Below are 20,113 nucleotides of genomic sequence, written 5' to 3' on the forward strand. Positions count from 1 at the left end.
AAAAATTACATTATAACAACTTTTTAATCTCGTTTACAATGTCTTTTGTAGCATTGGGTTTAGCGATTTTTTTTATGTTTTCGCTTAATTGTTTTTGTTTTCCATCATCTTTCAATAAGGCTTCAAAAACAATACTGAACTCGTTATCCAGTTCTGACTCTTTCAATAAAACAGCACCTTTGGCGTCAACAATTGCCTGTGCGTTTTTGGTCTGATGATCTTCTGCTACATTTGGAGACGGAATAAAAATTACCGGTTTTCCAACAATACATAATTCTGAAACTGATGATGCCCCGGCTCGTGAAATAATCACATCGGAGGCCGCATAGACAAAATCCATTCTTTCAATAAAATCAATCACCTTTACATTGGGCTGATTGTATTTTTTATAATCTTCAAAATATAGTTTTCCACACTGCCAGATAATCTGAACGCCTTGTGAAAGTATATTCTTTAATTCCTTCTCGATTAACTGATTGACTCTTCTTGCTCCTAAACTTCCTCCTAAAATCAATAGTGTTTTTTTGTTCTGATCTAAGCCATAGAAAGCAATTGCTTCGTCTCTTTTGCTGTCAATATCAATCAGATCCTGACGAACCGGATTTCCTGTCAGAATAATTTTTTCTTTAGGAAAAAAACGCTCTAAATTTTCGTATGCCACGCAAATCTTATTTGCCTTCTTACTCAATAATTTATTGGTAATTCCGGGAAATGAATTTTGTTCCTGAATAACTGTCGGAATTCCTGCTGAACCTGCTGCCTGTAATAATGGACCACTGGCAAAACCTCCGGTTCCTATAACTACATTTGGCTTAAATTTTTTAATGATTCTTCTTGACTCCAGCAAACTTGTTGCCAGTTTTAATGGAAACATCATATTTTGCAAAGTCAGTTTTCGTTGTAAACCTGCAATCCAAAGTCCTTTTATTTCATAACCTGCCTGAGGTACTTTCTGCATTTCCATTTTATCTCTGGCACCAACAAAAAGAAATTCAGCGTCGGGAAATTGTAATTTTAATTCATTTGCAATCGCAATTGCAGGATAAATATGTCCTCCGGTTCCGCCTCCGCTTAGTATGAATTTATACTTTGTCATATTCTTAAAGTTACAACGTCTTAAAAACTATTCTTTTAATTACTTATCTGTTTAATACTGCATTCATGGGATTTTTAGAATTATCCTCTATTGAATACATTGGCTCTCCTTCGTATATTTCTTCTTTTGTATCGCTAACCAGATCTTCTTCTGCCAGTTCTTTGTCTATCAGTCTCTGAAGTGCTTCTTTTCTTCTTTCTTTTTCCTGTTGCTCTTCGGCGATTTCTTCTTCTTTTTTAGTTACACTAATGATAATTCCAAGAGAAAAACAGGTCATCCAGATGGAACTACCCCCACTACTAATCAAAGGAAGTGTTTGTCCTGTTACCGGCAATAATTCTACAGCAACTGCCATATTGATCATCGCCTGAAATATCATTGGAAAACCAAGCCCGACGACGACTAATTTTCCAAATAAAGTATTCGCTTTATGTGAAGCAATTACAAATCGGAACAGCAACAATAGATACAAAAGCAAGATTGAAACTCCCCCAACCAAACCATATTCTTCCACAACAATGGCATAGATAAAATCTGATGATGATTGCGGTAAAAAGTTTTTCTGAACACTTTTTCCAGGTCCCAATCCCCCTAATCTTCCTGATGCAATTGCAATTTTTGCCTTTTCTATCTGATAATCATCTTCATCCGGTTTATCAGTTGTAAAGTTCGTAATACGACTTTCCCAGGTTGAAACCCTACTAAAGAATCTTGATTCCGGAAATGCTTTGGCAACCAATAAAAAGAACGCCAGCATTGCAATTCCTGAACCAATAATGAAACCTATATATTTTAATGGATATTTACCAATAAACGTCAACATCATAACCATTGAAAAAATCAACGCCGTTGTTGAAAAGTTGGCCGGTAAAATAAGCACCAGCGTAATAAATACCGGAATCCAAAGCTGAATAAATGAGGTTTGAAACGGCTCGTTTTCTTCTTTGGTTTTCGACAAATAACGTGCTACATAAATAAACAATACGCTTGCCGCTAATGTCGAAGTCTGAAACGTAATTCCAATGAACGGTACCTGAATCCAACGACTGGCATTTGCTCCTGCAATTACAGTTCCTTTCAACAAGGTGTACAATAATAATAACCATACTACCGGAAGCGCAATTTTTGAAATCGCTCTAAAATAATGGTACGGTACTTTATGTACCCAGTAAATAATAAGGAAACCTATACAAACGTGAGCCAAATGCTTAACCAGATAACCCAGGGTATTTCCGGTTCCGTGACCTATATATGCCAGATTACTACTCGCACTAAAAACAGGCATAAACGAAAACAACGCCAATAAAGCCACAAATGACCATATTACCCTATCTCCTTTTAGTTTGTTTACTAGCTCCTTCATTGTTATTTAGTTTCAGGTTTCTTTTGTTTCAGGTTTCAAGTTCCTCTTAACGTGAAACTTGAAACATGAAACTATTTTTAAAGATTATGTACCGCTTGTTTGAACTGCTTTCCTCTGTCTTCGTAGTTTTCGAATAAATCGAAACTTGCGCAGGCAGGAGACAACAAAACGGCATCACCTTTTTCTGTTAATCTTTGAGCCGTTTTTACTGCATCATTCATATTGTTTACTTCAACCATAATATCGACCACGTTTCCGAAAGCATCAATAATTTTACGGTTATCGATTCCTAAACAGATGATTGCTTTTACTTTTTCGCGAACTAATGACATTAATTCGTTGTAATCATTCCCCTTGTCAACACCTCCAACAATCCAAACCGTTGGAACATTCATACTGTCCAGAGCAAAGAATGTAGCGTTTACATTTGTTGCTTTTGAATCATTAATATATTGAACGTTCTGAATTTTTAATACTTTTTCCAAACGGTGTTCAACACCCTGAAAATTAGATAAACTTTCGCGAATTGTTGCATTTCTGATTTGCATCAATTTTGCTACGGAGCTTGCTGCCATTGCGTTTTTCATATTATGTTTTCCTTCTAACGCAATGTGTTCTGTTTCCATTGTAAACTCTTCTTGGTTGATCTTTATTTCCATTTTGTTGTTATTTATAGAAGCTCCTTCATCAAACTTTTTTGTCAATGAAAAAGGAATTAATTTTGCTTTCGTCTTATTGTTCTTTAACCATTCTGTACTCGCTTCATCATCGGCATCATAAATCAGGTAGTCGCTTTCTGTCTGATTCATTGTTATTCTGAACTTCGAGTCGATATAATTTTGATATTTATATTCATATCGGTCTAAATGATCAGGACTAATATTGGTTATTATCGCAATATCCGGTCTGTATTCTACAATTCCGTCGAGCTGAAAACTACTTAATTCGAGCACGTAGGCATCGTATTTATTTTCGGCTACCTGCCAGGCAAAACTTTTTCCGATATTTCCGCCCAAACCAACATTTAAGCCTGCTGATTTTAGCAAATGATGCGTTAACATCGTAGTAGTGGTTTTACCATTACTTCCTGTAATTCCAATTGTCAGGGCTTCTGTGTAAGGTTTTGCAAACTCAATTTCAGATATCACCTTAATACCGGCTGCAAAAAGCTTTTTTACTATCGGAGATTTCTCCGGAATTCCGGGACTTTTCATGACGACATCGGCATTCAAAATCAGGTCTTCGGTATGTTGCTCTTCTTCCCAGGCTATTCCATTAATAATAAGAACTTCTTTATAGCTTTCTTTTATTTTTCCAAAGTCAGATACAAATACTTCATATCCTTTTTTCTTTCCGAGGATTGCGGTTCCAACACCACTTTCTCCTCCTCCTAAAACTACCAATCTCATCCTCTATCTTAGTTTTAATGTAACGATTGATAATATGGCTAACATGATTGCAACAATCCAGAATCGGGTAACAATTTTACTTTCGTGATATCCCTTTTTCTGGTAATGATGATGCAAAGGCGACATCAGAAAAATTCTTCTTCCTTCACCAAAACGCCTTTTTGTATATTTAAAATAAGCTACCTGAATAATTACAGAAGCACTTTCTGCAAGGAAAATTCCGCAGAACAAAACGATTAATATTTCTTTACGAACCGCAATGGCCAAAACAGCAATGATTCCACCGATTGTCAAACTACCGGTATCTCCCATAAAAACAGAGGCCGGAAAGGAATTATACCACAGAAACCCAATCAGAGCCCCTGTAAAAGCAGATATAAAAACCGTCATCTCTCCCGAATTGGGGATATACATAATATTCAGGTAATTTGAAAAAATAATATTACCCGAAACAAACGTAAAGATCCCGAGTGCGAGCACGGATATCGCCGAGGTTCCTGCAGCGAGACCATCAATTCCGTCCGTTAAATTTGCTCCGTTCGAAACTGCTGTGATGATAAAAATAACAACCGGAATAAAAATTAACCACGCCCATTTTTCGTATCCTTCTCCCATAAAAGACAGAATTTCGGCGTAATCAAATTCATTGTTTTTTACAAACGGAATTGTTGTCGCTGTTGATTTCTCTTCAACCGGGGCTGGTAAAACTACCGTTGGACTTACATTTTTATAAATATCTGTTCTTCCGGTATCTGTTCTTACTGTTACAGCCGGGTTAAAATATAAAACGGCGCCGACAATGATTCCCAGACCAACCTGACCAATAACTTTAAAAATCCCTTTAAGACCTTGTTTATCTTTTTTGAATATTTTAATATAATCATCAACAAAACCAATTGTTCCCATCCATAGAGTGGTTACGATAAGCAATACGATGTAAATATTATGCAGGCGGGCAAATAACAAAACCGGTACCAGTGTTGCAAAAATGATAATAAGCCCCCCCATAGTCGGAGTTCCTGCTTTTTCATTTTGTCCTGCAAGACCTAACTCACGTACTGTCTCACCTACTTGCTGATTACGTAAAAAATTAATAATCCTTTTTCCGTAAATCGTTGACAAAAGCAATGAAAGCATAAATGCTAAAGCTGATCTAAAAGTGATATATTGAAAAACTCCCGTTCCGCTTATATCTAATGTTTTGTCAAAATATTCAAATAAATAGTATAACATATTTTTCTGTTTTTTTAAATTCCAATTTCGAATTAAATTCTAATCCCTAAGCCTCGGGATAATTCCCAAATCCCAACCTTAAATTGGAATTTGAAATTTCTATTTTGTTATTTATTTAGTTGATCTAAAATTTCTTTTACCGTTTCCATATCATCAAAATGATGGCGAACACCATTTATTTCCTGATAGGTTTCATGTCCTTTTCCGGCAATCAGAATAATGTCTTTTGGCTGGGCCAACTGACAAGCGGTTTTAATGGCTTGTTTTCTGTCTGTAATTCTTAATACCTTTTTATAATTATGACCTTCCACACCTTTTTCCATTTCGTCCAAAATCACTTCAGGATCTTCATTTCTAGGGTTATCTGATGTCAGAATTGCTTTATCACTAAGATCTGTAGCAATTTTTGCCATAATTGGTCTTTTTGTTTTATCTCTGTTTCCACCACAGCCTACAACTGTTATCAGTTGTTCGTTTTTTGTACGGATATCATTAATCGTTTTTATAACATTGTCTAATGCATCGGGTGTGTGTGCATAATCTACAATAGCCGTAATATTTCCTTCTGAAACTATATATTGAAAACGACCCGAAACACTTTGTAAATCAGACAGTAATCGCAATGCTTCAAGACTATCCATTCCTAACTGCACAGCTGTTCCGTAAATAGCCAAAACATTGTATGCGTTAAAAGTTCCAATCAGTTTTACCCAAACTTCATTATCATTTACTTTTAATAATAAACCGGATAACTGGCTTTCCAAAATCTGTGCTTTAAAATCAGCATACGATTTTAAGGCATAAGTAAACTTTCTGGCAACTGTATTTTGCAGCATCACAGTTCCGTTTTTATCATCAATGTTAGATAAAGCGAAAGCTGTTTTTGGCAACGAATCAAAGAACGATTTTTTTACATCTCTGTATTCTGCAAAAGTTGGGTGATAATCTAAATGATCATGAGAAAGATTCGTAAAAATTCCTCCCACAAAATGCAAAGCTTCTGTACGTTTCTGATGAATTCCGTGCGAGCTTACTTCCATAAAGCAATGCGTTACACCAGCTTCAACCATTTCATTTAAGTAATGATTAATTGTAATAGAATCCGGAGTTGTATGTGTTGCTTTATATTCTGTCTTATCTACCATGATTTTTACGGTTGATAATAAACCAACTTTAAAACCTGCATTTTCGAACAATTGAAATAATAAAGAAGCAATTGTTGTTTTACCATTCGTACCCGTTACACCGACCAATTTTAATTTTTCAGAAGGGTTTCCGAAGAAATTAGCCGCCATGAAAGCCAATGCCGAATTGGTATCATTAACTTTTATGTATGTAATTCCTTTTTCAATATTTGTTGGCAATTCATCGCAAATAATTGCAATTGCCCCTAACTGAATTGCTTTTTCAATAAAATCGTGACCATTAGAAAGCGATCCGCGAATGGCTACAAAAACATCATCCTGCTCAATTTTTCTTGAATCAAATTCAATTTTATGAATAGCAATATCTGTTGAACCTGTTACGGATTCAATAGCTACTTTGTATAATATGTCTTTCAGTATTTTCACGATAATTCTAATACTATTGTTGCGTTTTTATTAATGTTTTCCCCGGCTTGTAAAGATTGTTTTTTCACTTTCCCTACTCCGTTTACTTTTACTTTCAAGCCTAAATTCTCCAGCAAAGCGATAGCATCCATTCCGGGCATTCCTTTTAAATCGGGAATTTGTTTTACTTTTCTTTCTGCTTTGGCGTAATATTCATTGTAACTGATTTCTTGTTTTGGAATTTTAGAATCCAGCTGTTTTATTTTATTTGTTGAAGGTGCATCTGTAAATATTTTTTGAGCAATTCTTTTAAAAACCGGCCCGGCAACATCTGCTCCATAATAATTATTATTAGCTGTATTTGGTTTATGAACCACTACAATACAGGAATATTTTGGGTGATCGGCAGGAAAGTATCCTACGAAAGAAGAGGCATAATACATTCCTTCTCTTCCTGCTTTACCATAATTTACCATAGCCGTTCCTGTTTTTCCTGCCATCGGAAAATCTTTCGAATACAACTTAGACGCAGTTCCTTTTTTTACCACATTTTGCAAAACTGCCCTTACTTTTTTAAGGGTCTCAGGCGAACAAACCTTTGGATTAATCACTTCTGTATCGAACTTTTTGATTGTTTTATTCCATTCTTTAATTTCTGAAACAAATTGCGGTCTTACCATTACACCATTATTCGCAACCGAATTATAAAATGCCAGTGTTTGCATTGGTGTAACTGAAACTGAATATCCAAAAGCCATCCATGGAAGCGAAATTCCTGACCAGGTTTTACCTCCCGGATGCGGAATAATTGGTCTGCCTTCTCCTTTAAAATGCAGCCCTAAAGGTTTATCCAAACCAAAACTTCTAATATGATCTACAAATTTTGACGGATTGCTTTTATAATTATTATAAACCGCCTGGACCATTACTGTGTTTGACGAAAGTTCAAATCCGCGAGCCAATGAAACTTTTCCGTAACCCCCATTATGTGAATCGCGTACAGATCTTCCATAATATTTTACAACACCATTATGACTGTCATAAACCGTACTTGTATCAGCTACTTTATCTTCTAAAATTGCCATTAAATCAACCAATTTAAAAGTTGATCCTGGTTCGTGAGACTCTGCTACGGCATAATTTGTAGTTTCAGTATATGATCCGTCTTCACCTCTTCCCAGATTAGAAATCGCTTTTACATGCCCTGTTTCTGTTTCCATAACAACAACACAACCGTGATCTGCTTCGTAATCCTGAAGTTGTTTCAATAAAGCGTGGTGTGCAATATCCTGAATAAATACATCTATCGTCGAAATCACATCATAACCATCAATAGGGTCTACTTCATTTACGTCACGAATTGGTTTCCATTGACCTTTTGCAATTTTTTGCTTTAAGATTTTTCCATCTTTTCCGTTCAGGTAATTTTTAAAAGCCCATTCGATTCCTTTTCCAACTTCAATTCCGGTTGCAGGATCAATTCGGTCGTAACCAATAGTTCTTTCGGCAATTTGCCCTATTGGGTGTTTTCTTATTGTTTCCTGTTCTACAATAATTCCGCCTTTAAAAGCCCCTAAATTGAATAATGGAAATCCTTTAATTTTCACATATTCGGTATAGCTTAAATTGCGGGCAATCAAATAATAACGGTTTTTATTTGTTCGTGCTTTTCTTAATTCTTTTTCGTAATAACCGGATGGCCTGTCTAAAACAGTTTCCAAAGAATCTGACAACTGTTTTACATACTTCTCAAAAGTTTCTGTTTTTGGCGCTTTTGCATCAAATCTAATTTCGTAATTAGGAATTGATGTTGCCAGTAAACTTCCGTCAGCCGAATAAATGTTTCCTTTGTTTGCCGGAATTACAAAATTTCTAACTGTACGCTGTTTTGCCAGTTTTCTATAATAATCTCCTTCAACCCACTGAATATTGGTCAACTTAACAACAATAGCAATTGCCATCAAAAAGATGAAAACTGCTACGAGGTAAATTCTGTAGGATATATGTTTATCGTCTACTGCCATATTCTTTTAAAGAAACTTTTTTCTTCTTCTTTTTTTACTTCTATTTTTACAGGAGGAACTGTCGATGGAAAAATCTGTTTTTCAAGCATTTTATCCGATATCGTTGACTCCATTTTTAACTTCATTAACTCTGAACGACGGTCTACAAATTCTGATCGCAATTCTTTTACTTCATTGTTCAGTTTTGCAATTTCAAAAACCTTTTGTTCGTATCGCTGTGTGTTGGCAATCATTATTATGGCAAGCAATATGATAAAAACAATGAATCGCCAGTTTTTTACAGCGTCATCATTGATAAGAAATCTTGCTTTTAATATGCCAAATACTCCACTTTTCATTTTCTACCTTAATATTATATCTTTTCAGCAATTCTTAATTTTGCACTTCTTGCTCTGTTATTGATTTTGATTTCGGCATCATCAGGAACGATTAATTTTCCGATTGTTTTAAACGGTACTGAAAAATTACCGTAAAAATCCCTTTCAGGTTCTCCTTCAAACATTCCGTTTTTGATGAATCTTTTTACCAGTCTGTCTTCTAAAGAATGATAAGAGATTACCGAAAATCTTCCGCCAGGGTTTAGAAGTTCTAATGATTGCTCAATAAACTCTTTCAAAACATCCATTTCCTGATTTACCTCAATACGAATCGCCTGATAAATCTGCGCTAATATTTTATTTCGAACTCTTTCTGGCAGATATTTCGCCAAAACTTCTTTTAATTCATCTGTCGTTTTGATTGGGTAGCCCTGTCTTGCCTCTACAATTGTTCTGGCTAAAACCGGTGCATTTTTCAATTCCCCATAATCAGAAAAAACACGACGCAAATCCTGTTCTTCATATTCATTGACTACACGGTAAGCATTTAAGTCATTTTTCTGACTCATTCGCATATCGAGCCCGGCATCAAATCTTGTTGAGAAACCTCGTTCCGGAACATCAAACTGATGCGAAGAAACTCCTAAATCTGCCAAAATTCCATCTACGGATTTTACGCCATGAAAACGTAAAAATCTTTTTATAAACCTAAAGTTCTCATTAATTAAAGTAAACCTTTCATCTGGTAATGTATTTGCCAGCGCATCTTCATCCTGATCAAAAGCAAACAATTTTCCGTTTGGCCCTAATCTTTTCAGAATTTCTTTTGAATGACCTCCGCCGCCAAACGTAACATCAACATACACGCCATCGGGCTTAATATTTAAACCATCAACTGTCGGATGAAGCAAAACCGGATTATGATATTCCATTGTCGTCGTCATTAATATTTCCCATTACTTCTTCGGCCAGATCTGCAAAATCCATATCTTCGCCGCTTATTGATTTTTCGTATAAATCCTTATCCCAAATCTCTACTATATTAACCGCAGATGAAAAAACAACATCTTTAGAAATATTTGAAAAAGCCACCAAATCTTTCGGAACCAGTAATCTTCCCAATGCATCAATTTCTACCATTTTAACTCCTGCAGTAAATCTTCTGATGAAATCATTGTTCTTTTTTACAAAACGATTCAGTTTGTTGATTTTTTGCATCATCAAATTCCACTCATCCATCGGATATAACTCTAAACAAGGTTGAAAAACAGAGCGCTTCAAAACGAATCCGTCCTGAAGAGAAGAAGCCAATTGCTTTTTTAAAGGTGCAGGCATCATTAGCCTTCCTTTAGCATCGACTTTACACTCATATGTTCCTACAATTGTGTTCAAGAAATACTTTACTATAGTTATACAGCAAAAATATAAAAAAAAATACCACATTTTACCACTTTATACCACTTTGTTAATAAGTTTAACCACTTTTAGACCTAATCCATTAATTAAAAGACAATCAATACTTTAGATATAAATTATTCGAAATGCGATATTGTTCAGAAATTGCAAAAATTTGATAGTCATTCTCTTAAAAAACTAATTATTATTCATTTTTTTTAACATATGAGAATTACCTCAAAACACCCTCTATTAGCTGATTCATAAAGACTTAGTAGTTCGACAAAAATTATCTAGTTAAAAAAAGCTGGCAAAAATTCATTTTTATTTTTTTAACCCTATATTTGTCCAAATTGAAATTGGCATTAAACTAGATGGACAAAAACTACAAAAAAGAAGGCAAATACAGCTACTATGAAGCTGGTGAAGGAACCCCTATTGTTATTTTACATGGATTAATGGGAGGCCTTAGTAACTTTGATGGTGTAGCGCAATATTTCCCGAACAAGGGGTACAAAGTTGTAATCCCGGATCTGCCAATCTATACGCAAAGTATTTTAAAAACGAATGTAAAAAGCTTTGCTAAATACGTTAAGGACTTTATCAATTTTAAAGGTTTTGACAAAGTTATTTTACTAGGAAATTCGCTTGGCGGACATATCGCACTTTATCACACAAAACTATATCCTGAAAAAGTAGCAGGACTTGTAATTACCGGAAGTTCCGGACTTTACGAAAGTGCTATGGGAGACAGCTACCCGCGACGAGGTGATTATGAATACATTAAAAAGAAAGCTGAAGATGTATTTTATGACCCAAAAATTGCCACTCCGGAACTTATTGATGAAGTATATGCAACAGCAAATGACCGAATCAAATTAATTAAAACCCTGACAATTGCCAAGAGCGCAATTCGCCACAATATGGCAAAAGATTTGCCAAAAATGACAGTTGAAACCTGTATTATCTGGGGCAAAAATGACTCTGTAACACCACCCAATGTAGCAGAAGAATTTGATAAATTATTACCAAATTCTACTTTATACTGGATTGACAAATGTGGACACGCAGCTATGATGGAACATCCTGATGAATTCAATGAAATTCTTGAGAAATGGCTCACTGAGCAGAAATTATAGCATCTAACTTTCGATTTTTAAGGAGGTTTTAAAAATAAAAGAATATGAAAATTAATACCGCCGAATTTATTATCAGTAATTCTGATGCATCAAAATGCCCAGCTGAGTTTTTGCCGGAATATGCATTTATAGGCCGATCAAACGTTGGTAAATCATCTTTGATCAATATGATTACCAATCATAAAAATTTAGCAAAAACATCCGGGAGACCAGGAAAAACACAACTGATAAATCACTTTAAAATCAACAGTAATTGGTTCTTAGTCGATTTACCCGGTTATGGTTATGCTAAAGTATCCAAAAAAACAAAATCTGTTTTTCAGCAATTTATTACAGATTATTTTGAAAACAGAGAACAGCTTGTATGTGCTTTTGTTTTAATTGACATTCGCCACGAAGCTCAAAAGATCGACATTGAATTTATGTCGTATATGGGAGAAAGCGAAATTCCGTTTTGTATTATTTTTACCAAAGCAGATAAAATCAGTAAAGTAAAAATTGATTCTCATATTGCCGCTTACAAAAAACAAATGTATGCCAACAACTGGGCAGAAATGCCTCATTATTTCGTAACCTCATCAACAGAATCAATAGGAAAAGAAGAACTGCTTTCTTATATTGATGATGTAAACCAGGAAGTTTTTAAAAACAATAATCAATTTTAAATTCCAAATTTTAAAATTCCAAATTCATCCTTCGACTTCGCTCAGGAGGACAGTTTCATAAAAAAAATCCCAAATTTCAATCTTACAATTGGAATTTGGGATTTTTATTTTTTTTAATTCAATCCTAATTTTTGGAATTTGGAATTTAATTACTTTGTCAAATCCAGCTTTTCTGCAAAATAATCACAAAAGTCTTTCATTGTGTCTGCCATTTTTTCGTCGTCGGTAGCACGTTTAAAAGTATCTGACATAGCCACTAACGTCTGGTGAAAGAAAATTTTCATTTCATCAACAGGCATATCTTTTGTCCACAGATCAATTCGCATTGTTTCTTTGGCTTTACTATCCCAAATAGACAACATAATTGCTTTTGCATCTTCTTTCTGTACTCCGCCATCCTGAGCGCTCCATGTTAATTTTTCAGGGACACGGTTTTCGTCTAATTCTATATTGAATTTAATTTCTGAGTTTATTGTATTTGACATTATTTCTTAGGTTTATATTTTGACTTCTCGAAAATTTCTTTTGCATTTGTTTTTAATAATTCCGGCAATGTAGCTTTATTGTTTTTCATATAAGAACGAACCATTTGCCAGCCAATCCACGCTCCGACTCTTCCCGGTGAATCATTATCGATTTCAAGAAAGAATTTTGAGAATGGGGCAGGCGCAATAAAACGTGTATTCAATTTTGGATCATCACTGTACAGAACTTCATTTTCTATAAAATAACGCCACATATAGCTTTCGTTTTCCTCACACCATTTTATTTGTTCCGGCGTGTAACCCATTTTTTCAGCATCTGTGTATTCAGGCAAAAGCAAATCTTTTGCGTACAATTGTTTTCCTTCAAAAATCATCTGCGAAAGCAAACTTCTGTCTGGTGAAGCAGGAATTTTTCTGAAAGCAAAACTCGAAACTACATCCGGCATGATTTGCCTTTCTTCAAAATTTTGTTTTAAATAACTTGGGAACTGGTAAAACTTGTGTTCTTTTCCTAAATACAATTCTAATGAAACTATAACCAGACTATCTGCATAAATAGCTTTCGAAGTATAGTCCATTTCAGAAATTATGGTAATTACTTTAGGTGTTTTAACTTCCGGAAAATAATATTTTATGTGTTGAAACAAACTATTAAACTCTTCTCTGACTGGTTCAAAATTTGAATATTTTTTTTCAACCTCCGTATAAACTTCCCTCCAGAGCGGATCCTGCATTTTATTCAGCCAGACACTGTCTTCATTACCGGCAGGAAAAAAGAACGGATATTGTTTTTTTATCTTGGCTAAATCTTCCGGTTTGGTTTCGAAAAATACTTTATCAAAGCGCTCAACTTTGATATCAACAGGAATTTCTTCAACTTCTTTTTCTACTTTACTTTTCTGATCACAGGACAAAAAAAACAAACACAGAAGGATTACAAAGCGATATAATTTCATTTTATTTTAATTAGATTTGTGTTGCTGGAATTTAAGCATCGCTGATACTTAAAAATAATTCTGCAAATATACATATCCTGTATCTTAAAACTCGACCTATTATGACTAAAAAAAGCACAATTCAGACAGAAAAAGTAAACGCCCACATTGTAGAGTGGTTAAAAAATTACGCTAACAATGCAAAAGTAAACGGATTTGTAATCGGAATTTCCGGCGGAGTAGATTCTGCTGTTACTTCTACATTGTGTGCTCAGACTGGTCTAAAAGTTTTATGTGTAGAAATGCCGATTCATCAGGCGCCGAATCAGGTTTTGAGAGGAAGGGAACATATTGATCAGCTACAAAAACGTTTTCCAAATGTTTCAAGTGTAGAAACGGATTTGACTGCAACTTTTGAAGCTTTTAAAAATGCTGTTCCAAAAACCGATGATGAGGCTAAAGTAAATTTATCACTTGCAAATACGCGTGCACGTATCAGAATGACCTCTCTTTATTATTTAGCAGGAATTCACGGACTTTTGGTTGCCGGAACCGGTAACAAGGTAGAAGATTTTGGTGTCGGTTTTTATACAAAATATGGTGACGGCGGAGTCGATTTAAGTCCGATTGCCGACTTAATGAAGTCAGATGTGTATGCTTTAGGTGAATTTTTAACAATTCCGCAGTCAATTTTGACTGCAGCACCCACAGATGGACTTTTTGGTGACAACCGCACCGATGAAGACCAATTAGGAGCAAGTTATGACGAACTTGAATGGGCGATGCTTGCCGCCGAATCAGGAAAGACGCCAGCTGACTTCATTGGGAGAGAAAAATCTGTCTTTGAAATTTATAAAAGACTAAACACCAACAACAAGCATAAAATGGATGCAATTCCGGTTTGTTTGATACCAAAATTGTTAAAATAAAATCTTTTAACATTTGTCAGCTATTAATTACAGAATTTATTTATTAATTTTACCGTTCCAAAAAACATGAACAATTCTAAAAAGGTAAAATTATGATTAAAGTATGTCTAGCAGACAATCATCCTGTTACGCACTTTGGTGTAAAGTCTTATTTCAAAGACCACGATCAAATTTCAATTGTTGCCAACGTAGGCAATTTTTCAATGGTAAGAGATATTCTTCAAACGAAGGAGATCGACATCCTAATTCTCGACTTAGAGTTAGAAGGTCTTTCGAGCATCTTTGAGGTGAAATCTATCCTGAAGAACTTCCCAAAAACAAAAATTGTTATTTTCAGTGATCTTGCAGAGCAAATGTATGCTCCAAATGCAATTAAGGCAGGAGTTTCCGGGTATGTACACAAAACAGAAAAACTTGAAACATTAGGTCATTCTATTATTAAAGTACACGAAGGAAAAATTATTATCAATGAAACTGTTCGTAAAAACATGGCTCTTATTGCGAAGCAAAGCAAAAGCGAACGTCTTTACCGAAAACTTTCAAATCGTGAAATTGAAGTTTTGCGTTATTTAAGTGATGGTAAGAAAAACAATGAAATCTCTAAAATCTTAAACCTGAACGAGAAAACGATCAGTACTTACAAACTAAGATTATTGACAAAATTAAATGTTACTAATCTTGTTGACTTAGTAAATAAAGCTAAGACTTTAGAAATTATTTAATGCCTAATCGATTGGCTCTTTTCTAAAGTCATCGAAAAAACAAGTAAAAGCTCTATAATTCTATTCAGATTTATAGAGCTTTTTTCTTTTTTAATGATAAGGAACTACTACTCTTCCCAGCTTTTTGGAAAAATTATTTAATAGTTTAGAATAATCAACTACCATAGACAAGACTTCTGTATTGTCTTCCTGTGGATCTGTAAGCAGGGAATTCTTTAAATCTGAGATTAATTTTGATACCAAAAACCAACGCATAGAAAAAATAGTATCTGAAACGTTTTGTTCAATAGTAACATTTTTATGCTTCGGAAAAATATTTTGTCCTTCCCAGTTATGAATGACTACTTTTTCATCTTCCATTAAAATATTAGTAACTTCCTGAGCAAATTCAGGCTGCAAATGCATCAGGTATTTATCCAGACTGAAAGTTTCATTCTGATTATAAAAATCAATTACATTATTGTAAATACTTTGAAACAGTCCATTAGAAAGTTCTACTTCGTCTTCCTGAAGACTTAAGTAAACTTTTTCATAAACTTTATATTGTCTTTTTTCAGAGACTTCTTTTAAATTTCCTTCTTCATCGGCCTTAAAAAAAACATCTTCAAAATTTTCGGTTACACTACCATAAAGGAGCAGGATTTCAATAATCTTTCGTTCAAAACCATATAAAATATCTACTTTTTCTGTAGTTGCTTCCGAATAATATCCAGGCTCTCCGGGATAATCGTCCGGCGGACCTACTCTTGGATCTTCGGGATCTCCTCCTGAATACCCCGTATTTTTTGGGTTTTGGTTTCTGACAACTTCAAAAGGTTTTTGCTCCTGTTTTTGTTTTTTGTTAGCTTCTGCAATATCTTTCTGAATCAGCTGCGCCAGCGTACTTACCAAAACCTGCTCAGAAATATCCATAATCCTGGCACATTCCTGAATATAGACTTCGCGCTGAATGCGGTCCGGTATTTTAGAAATACTGGTCACCATATCACGAATCAGATCGGCTTTTTTGATTGGGTCGTTTTTAGCTTCACCCATCAGGATAGAAGCTTTAAACTGTATAAAGTCTTTGCTGTTTTCTTCTAAATAAGCAACTAATGCATCGTGTGAATTTTTGCGGGCAAAACTATCCGGATCTTCTCCATCAGGAAAAGAACAGACTCTGACATTCATCCCTTCTTCCAGAATCAAATCGATTCCACGGATTGAGGCACGCAGACCAGCAGCATCTCCATCAAAAAGAACGGTTATATTTCTCGTCAGACGATTTACTAAACGAATCTGATCTGGTGTTAAAGCCGTACCTGAAGAAGCCACAACATTTTCAATTCCGGCCTGGTGAAACTGAATTACGTCTGTATAGCCTTCAACCAAATAACAATTATTTTGTTTGGCTATTGATTGCTTGGCGTGGTAAATTCCGTAAAGCACTTTACTCTTATGGTAAATTTCGCTTTCCGGTGAATTCAGGTATTTGGCCGCTTTTTTATCATTGGTTAAAATACGTCCTCCAAAACCTAAGACACGTCCCGACATACTTTGAATCGGAAACATTACACGCCCCTTAAAACGATCAAATGGACGGTCTTCTCTGGCAATTGTTAAACCTGTACTTTCCAGGAACTCCAATTTATACCCTTTTCCAAGAGCTTCTTTTGTCAAAGCATCCCACGTTTCCGGAGAATATCCCAAACCGAATTTTTTGATGGTTTCGTTTGTAAATCCTCTTTCTTTAAAATAAGAATATCCAATTGCTTTTCCTTCTTCACTATTTAGCAGGACATCCTGAAAATATTTGGCTGCAAATTCAGAAACCAGATACATACTTTCACGAATATCTGTATTTGCTTTTTCTGCTTCAGATTGCTCCGTTTCTTCAATTTCGATATTGTATTTTTTAGCCAGATAACGAATGGCTTCCGGATAAGTAAACTGCGAATGTTCCATCAGGAATTTAACAGAATTCCCTCCTTTTCCTGTACTAAAATCTTTCCAGATTCCTTTTGCGGGCGACACCATAAACGAAGGAGAACGCTCATCTGAGAACGGACTTAATCCTTTGAAGTTACTTCCGGCTCGTTTTAAATTAACAAAATCACCAATCACCTCCTCTACACGGGCAGTTTCAAAAACATTGTCTATGGTGTTTTGTGATATCAAAATGTAAAATGTATTTTAAAGATGAGAGCCTGCAAAAATACACAAATCAATCCTGAATTTTTGATTATTTCAAAGAAAAAAAGCGCTCCTTTCGAAGCACTTTTATTAACTAAACTCAAACTCAATATTTAATTAAGATCAAAACGTATTCCTAATGAAATATTATTCTCCTCTATTAAATTATCCTGAAATATTGGATTCAAATCGTATTTTAAGTACAAACTTATATCTCTGTAACCTATGTAAGAACTTAAGCCATAGATAAAGTTATTTACATTATAATCTCCTTTTATGGTCGTTTTATATTTAAGATCCTCATCTTCAAATTTTAGGATTTGTTTTGATTTTACATTGATTCCGGCATAACCCCCAATTCCGAAGCGGAAACTTTTATGGGTTCTGAAATATTTTTGTCCGTCATTTTCGAATGGTTTTGTAAAATCAAATTCCAGATGCAGCGGCAAAACGATATAAACATTTCTAAAACGTGATTCGTCTAAGTTTACCGGATTTACTTCCAGATTCGTCTGATCCCCGTTTACAACAAAACTACGGTTATCTGTCGGGCGTATATTATTGTACATTAACGAAAGACCATATTTGGCATGCAATAAGTTGTCATTTTTCATTAATCTGGAATTATAGGTAAAACCCCATTCATAAAAATGCGACCCTATAAAACTGTAATTCGAATCCTGAAGTTTTCCATCAGCCATTGTATTATTTAAACCCAATGCAAAGACAAACTGCGAAGTGGTTCTTTTTTCTCCGTGAGCAACATCTTTATCCTTGTTTTTTGGATTCCATCGTATTACATATATACGCGACGAATCCTGTTCCTTAATCTTTCCGTCTACTTTTTGCTGTACCAGATCATTAAGTTCGTTTTGTACTAAAGTTACTTTTTCTTCGATGATTACAGCTCTTGCTTCTGCTAATTCCTTTTTGCGTTTATCCGCTTGTTCCTGTGATATTTTGCCTTCAGACAACTGAACGTTTACAGCTTCGACTTCTTCTTTCAGAGCTGCTTTTTCTTCTTTTGTAATCTTCTCAATTTTTCTGGCAATTGCTGCTGCTTTAGATTCAAAAGTTTCCTGTCCCATCACTTTACTAACGAGGAGTAACAAAAAAAGAATGGCATAAATGGTAAAATTTTTCATGATTGATTTTTTAAATTGATTGTTGATTGATTGATGATTATAATTATTCTTTTTGATTTCTGTTTGCCAGAGCTACTTTTACGGTTTGGTAATTTTTATTGACTTTTGTAATTACTTTTTCCCTAAATGAAAGTTCTAATTCGCCGTCGACCTGATTTAATAAATCGTTGGCATTGATTTTTATTTTGGCTTTTGGCTTAGCCGAATTTTCTGCGACAACTGATTTTCCTGCAGCGTTTAGCAACTGATCTGTGGTTTCATTTTTAGGCATTTCTGAAACAGAAATTTGATTGTTGCCTGATTGCGTTTGTTGATTTTTTTGACTGATGACTGAAGACTCCGCTATTTGATTTGATTCATTTACAGTAATTTGATTTGGTTTTTGTTTTGAAATATTTGTTTTACTCTTTGAATTTCCTGAATTTAAATTTGATCCTTTCTCTGAAATTACAATTTCTTCTTTTACAGGATTTATAGGATTCAAGCCCGGATTTACAACTGAATCTTTGTGGATATTGCCTTTTGTAACAACTTCAATTTTTGGTGTTTCGATAGTTTTCTTCTGATTGAAAAAGAAAGTTCCAACTAACAGAAAACCCACAATACTGGCGGCTATATACAACCATTTGTTTTTTCTTTTCGGTTTCTTTTCTTCGGCAACAGTCAGCATCGCATCTAGTCTGTCCCAGGCTTTATTGCTTGGTTCAATTTTGCGTTGATTCAGTTTTTCACGGAAATCCTTTTCAAAATTATTCGGTTCCATTATCTTGTTTTTTTAATGTATTAATTTGTGTTTGCAGCATCTTTCTGGCGTGCGATAACTGCGATTTCGATGTTCCTTCATTTATTCCTAACATCTTCGCTATTTCATTGTGTTTGTATCCTTCGATGGCATATAAATTAAAAACCATTTTATAGCCATCCGGCAAAGCATCAATTAAAAACTGAATCCGATCTACCGTAAACTGGCTGTCGATAGCATTAAAACTTTCTTCAACAAAAAATTCATCTTCGGCAAACTTTACTTTTTTCTGAACTCTTAAATAGGATATGCATTCGTTTACCATAATCCGGCGAATCCAGCCTTCAAAACTTCCTTTGTGCTCAAAGTTTTTTAGATTCGTAAACACTTTCATAAAAGCGGTTATCATTACATCTTCTGCCAGCTGAATGTCTTTTATATATTGACGACATACACTCAGCATTTTTGAGGAAAACTGACTATAAATCTGCTGCTGTGCCTGTCGATTGTTTTCGACTGCCAGCTTTATGATTTTAGCTTCTTCCTGATGTAACTGAATAATTTTCATTAATAAGCTTTGGTTTTCTTTTCTGTTTTTGGTTTTAGAAACAGACTTCTATTAGCATAGACGATTGTCGATTTGAAATGGTTGCATGAGGTATAAAAAAATTCAATTTAAAAAAAACAAATTCCAATAATAACAAATACATAACTGATTTACAACGAAATAAAATAATCCCTATTTATATAACTTTTTATATTTTAAGAATAGCATATGTTTAAATTATAAGT

At 34.6% G+C, this 20,113-nt stretch carries 19 protein-coding genes; 4 read left to right on the top strand and 15 right to left on the bottom strand.

Going from position 1 to position 20,113, the window contains the following annotated elements:
* Positions 1 to 10: 10 nt before the first annotated feature.
* From murG to mraZ, 9 genes are all read right to left on the bottom strand, one after another.
* Complete coding sequence (gene murG / locus DCO46_RS10560; RefSeq protein ID WP_116752517.1) at positions 11 to 1,096, bottom strand: undecaprenyldiphospho-muramoylpentapeptide beta-N-acetylglucosaminyltransferase; 1,086 nt, start codon at positions 1,094 to 1,096, stop codon at positions 11 to 13.
* Positions 1,097 to 1,139: 43 nt separating this feature from the next.
* Complete coding sequence (locus DCO46_RS10565; RefSeq protein ID WP_116752518.1) at positions 1,140 to 2,459, bottom strand: FtsW/RodA/SpoVE family cell cycle protein; 1,320 nt, start codon at positions 2,457 to 2,459, stop codon at positions 1,140 to 1,142.
* A gap of 77 nt (positions 2,460 to 2,536) precedes the next feature.
* Positions 2,537 to 3,868, bottom strand: a complete 1,332-nt coding sequence (gene murD / locus DCO46_RS10570; protein ID WP_116752519.1) for a UDP-N-acetylmuramoyl-L-alanine--D-glutamate ligase — start codon at positions 3,866 to 3,868, stop codon at positions 2,537 to 2,539.
* Between the two features lie 3 nt (positions 3,869 to 3,871).
* Positions 3,872 to 5,101 carry a phospho-N-acetylmuramoyl-pentapeptide-transferase gene (mraY, locus tag DCO46_RS10575; RefSeq protein WP_116752520.1) on the bottom strand — a complete coding sequence of 410 codons (1,230 nt, stop codon included), beginning with the start codon at positions 5,099 to 5,101 and terminating at the stop codon, positions 3,872 to 3,874.
* 107 nt (positions 5,102 to 5,208) lie between these two features.
* Positions 5,209 to 6,672, bottom strand: coding sequence for a UDP-N-acetylmuramoyl-L-alanyl-D-glutamate--2,6-diaminopimelate ligase (locus DCO46_RS10580; RefSeq protein ID WP_116752521.1), 1,464 nt, complete (start codon positions 6,670 to 6,672; stop codon positions 5,209 to 5,211).
* Positions 6,669 to 8,675 (bottom strand): penicillin-binding protein, encoded by a 2,007-nt coding sequence (locus DCO46_RS10585; protein ID WP_116752522.1) that lies wholly within the window; start codon positions 8,673 to 8,675, stop codon positions 6,669 to 6,671. Before DCO46_RS10585 ends, DCO46_RS10580 begins: the two co-directional genes overlap by 4 nt.
* Positions 8,666 to 9,013, bottom strand: coding sequence for an FtsL-like putative cell division protein (locus DCO46_RS10590; protein WP_116752523.1), 348 nt, complete (start codon positions 9,011 to 9,013; stop codon positions 8,666 to 8,668). Before DCO46_RS10590 ends, DCO46_RS10585 begins: the two co-directional genes overlap by 10 nt.
* 14 nt (positions 9,014 to 9,027) lie before the next feature.
* Positions 9,028 to 9,936, bottom strand: coding sequence for a 16S rRNA (cytosine(1402)-N(4))-methyltransferase RsmH (rsmH, locus tag DCO46_RS10595; protein WP_207784964.1), 909 nt, complete (start codon positions 9,934 to 9,936; stop codon positions 9,028 to 9,030).
* Complete coding sequence (mraZ, locus tag DCO46_RS10600; protein ID WP_116752524.1) at positions 9,911 to 10,384, bottom strand: division/cell wall cluster transcriptional repressor MraZ; 474 nt, start codon at positions 10,382 to 10,384, stop codon at positions 9,911 to 9,913. Before mraZ ends, rsmH begins: the two co-directional genes overlap by 26 nt.
* A 377-nt stretch (positions 10,385 to 10,761) precedes the next feature.
* Here mraZ and DCO46_RS10605 point away from each other — a divergent pair, with 377 nt between their 5' ends.
* A complete protein-coding gene (locus tag DCO46_RS10605) occupies positions 10,762 to 11,526 on the top strand; it encodes an alpha/beta fold hydrolase (RefSeq protein WP_116752525.1) in 765 nt (254 codons plus the stop codon).
* Between the two features lie 44 nt (positions 11,527 to 11,570).
* Positions 11,571 to 12,191 (top strand): ribosome biogenesis GTP-binding protein YihA/YsxC, encoded by a 621-nt coding sequence (gene yihA / locus DCO46_RS10610; RefSeq protein ID WP_116752526.1) that lies wholly within the window; start codon positions 11,571 to 11,573, stop codon positions 12,189 to 12,191.
* Between the two features lie 149 nt (positions 12,192 to 12,340).
* Here the strand turns inward: yihA and gldC are convergent, their stop codons facing one another.
* Both gldC and gldB read right to left on the bottom strand, forming a co-directional pair.
* Positions 12,341 to 12,676: a gliding motility protein GldC gene (gene gldC / locus DCO46_RS10615; protein WP_165828910.1), complete on the bottom strand. Its 336-nt coding sequence runs from the start codon at positions 12,674 to 12,676 to the stop codon at positions 12,341 to 12,343.
* Positions 12,676 to 13,632: a gliding motility lipoprotein GldB gene (gene gldB, locus DCO46_RS10620; RefSeq protein WP_116752527.1), complete on the bottom strand. Its 957-nt coding sequence runs from the start codon at positions 13,630 to 13,632 to the stop codon at positions 12,676 to 12,678. The genes gldC and gldB overlap by 1 nt, the downstream gene beginning before the upstream one ends.
* A gap of 101 nt (positions 13,633 to 13,733) precedes the next feature.
* On the opposite strand from gldB, the gene nadE reads away from it, so the two are divergent.
* Entirely contained in the window at positions 13,734 to 14,540 is an 807-nt protein-coding gene (gene nadE / locus DCO46_RS10625; protein ID WP_116752528.1) for an NAD(+) synthase, read from the top strand.
* A 92-nt stretch (positions 14,541 to 14,632) separates the two neighbouring features.
* The gene (locus tag DCO46_RS10630; protein WP_116752529.1) at positions 14,633 to 15,262 is read left to right on the top strand and encodes a response regulator transcription factor; all 630 of its coding nucleotides are present in this window, start codon (positions 14,633 to 14,635) and stop codon (positions 15,260 to 15,262) included.
* 90 nt (positions 15,263 to 15,352) lie between these two features.
* Here the strand turns inward: DCO46_RS10630 and dnaG are convergent, their stop codons facing one another.
* The 4 genes from dnaG to DCO46_RS10650 form a co-directional block, all read right to left on the bottom strand.
* The gene (gene dnaG, locus DCO46_RS10635) at positions 15,353 to 17,419 is read right to left on the bottom strand and encodes a DNA primase (RefSeq protein WP_116752530.1); all 2,067 of its coding nucleotides are present in this window, start codon (positions 17,417 to 17,419) and stop codon (positions 15,353 to 15,355) included.
* A gap of 128 nt (positions 17,420 to 17,547) precedes the next feature.
* Positions 17,548 to 18,579, bottom strand: a complete 1,032-nt coding sequence (locus tag DCO46_RS10640; protein ID WP_116752531.1) for a hypothetical protein — start codon at positions 18,577 to 18,579, stop codon at positions 17,548 to 17,550.
* Between the two features lie 43 nt (positions 18,580 to 18,622).
* Entirely contained in the window at positions 18,623 to 19,342 is a 720-nt protein-coding gene (locus DCO46_RS10645; RefSeq protein WP_116752532.1) for a hypothetical protein, read from the bottom strand.
* Positions 19,329 to 19,889, bottom strand: coding sequence for an RNA polymerase sigma factor (locus DCO46_RS10650; protein ID WP_116752533.1), 561 nt, complete (start codon positions 19,887 to 19,889; stop codon positions 19,329 to 19,331). The genes DCO46_RS10645 and DCO46_RS10650 overlap by 14 nt, the downstream gene beginning before the upstream one ends.
* Between the last annotated feature and the right edge of the window lie 224 nt (positions 19,890 to 20,113).

This window comes from Flavobacterium sp. HTF (assembly GCF_003105115.1).
GTDB lineage: Bacteria > Bacteroidota > Bacteroidia > Flavobacteriales > Flavobacteriaceae > Flavobacterium.

Excerpts from the sequence above, each read along its gene's own strand:
- nadE (WP_116752528.1), top strand. The coding sequence starts at position 13,734 with ATGACTAAAAAAAGCACAATTCAGACAGAAAAAGTAAACGCCCACATT.
- DCO46_RS10565 (WP_116752518.1), bottom strand. The coding sequence starts at position 2,459 with ATGAAGGAGCTAGTAAACAAACTAAAAGGAGATAGGGTAATATGGTCA.
- mraY (WP_116752520.1), bottom strand. The coding sequence starts at position 5,101 with ATGTTATACTATTTATTTGAATATTTTGACAAAACATTAGATATAAGC.
- gldB (WP_116752527.1), bottom strand. The coding sequence starts at position 13,632 with ATGAAATTATATCGCTTTGTAATCCTTCTGTGTTTGTTTTTTTTGTCC.
- gldC (WP_165828910.1), bottom strand. The coding sequence starts at position 12,676 with ATGTCAAATACAATAAACTCAGAAATTAAATTCAATATAGAATTAGAC.
- DCO46_RS10650 (WP_116752533.1), bottom strand. The coding sequence starts at position 19,889 with ATGAAAATTATTCAGTTACATCAGGAAGAAGCTAAAATCATAAAGCTG.
- murD (WP_116752519.1), bottom strand. The coding sequence starts at position 3,868 with ATGAGATTGGTAGTTTTAGGAGGAGGAGAAAGTGGTGTTGGAACCGCA.
- DCO46_RS10645 (WP_116752532.1), bottom strand. The coding sequence starts at position 19,342 with ATGGAACCGAATAATTTTGAAAAGGATTTCCGTGAAAAACTGAATCAA.
- DCO46_RS10585 (WP_116752522.1), bottom strand. The coding sequence starts at position 8,675 with ATGGCAGTAGACGATAAACATATATCCTACAGAATTTACCTCGTAGCA.
- DCO46_RS10590 (WP_116752523.1), bottom strand. The coding sequence starts at position 9,013 with ATGAAAAGTGGAGTATTTGGCATATTAAAAGCAAGATTTCTTATCAAT.
- yihA (WP_116752526.1), top strand. The coding sequence starts at position 11,571 with ATGAAAATTAATACCGCCGAATTTATTATCAGTAATTCTGATGCATCA.
- murG (WP_116752517.1), bottom strand. The coding sequence starts at position 1,096 with ATGACAAAGTATAAATTCATACTAAGCGGAGGCGGAACCGGAGGACAT.
- DCO46_RS10630 (WP_116752529.1), top strand. The coding sequence starts at position 14,633 with ATGATTAAAGTATGTCTAGCAGACAATCATCCTGTTACGCACTTTGGT.
- rsmH (WP_207784964.1), bottom strand. The coding sequence starts at position 9,936 with ATGACGACGACAATGGAATATCATAATCCGGTTTTGCTTCATCCGACA.
- DCO46_RS10605 (WP_116752525.1), top strand. The coding sequence starts at position 10,762 with ATGGACAAAAACTACAAAAAAGAAGGCAAATACAGCTACTATGAAGCT.
- DCO46_RS10640 (WP_116752531.1), bottom strand. The coding sequence starts at position 18,579 with ATGAAAAATTTTACCATTTATGCCATTCTTTTTTTGTTACTCCTCGTT.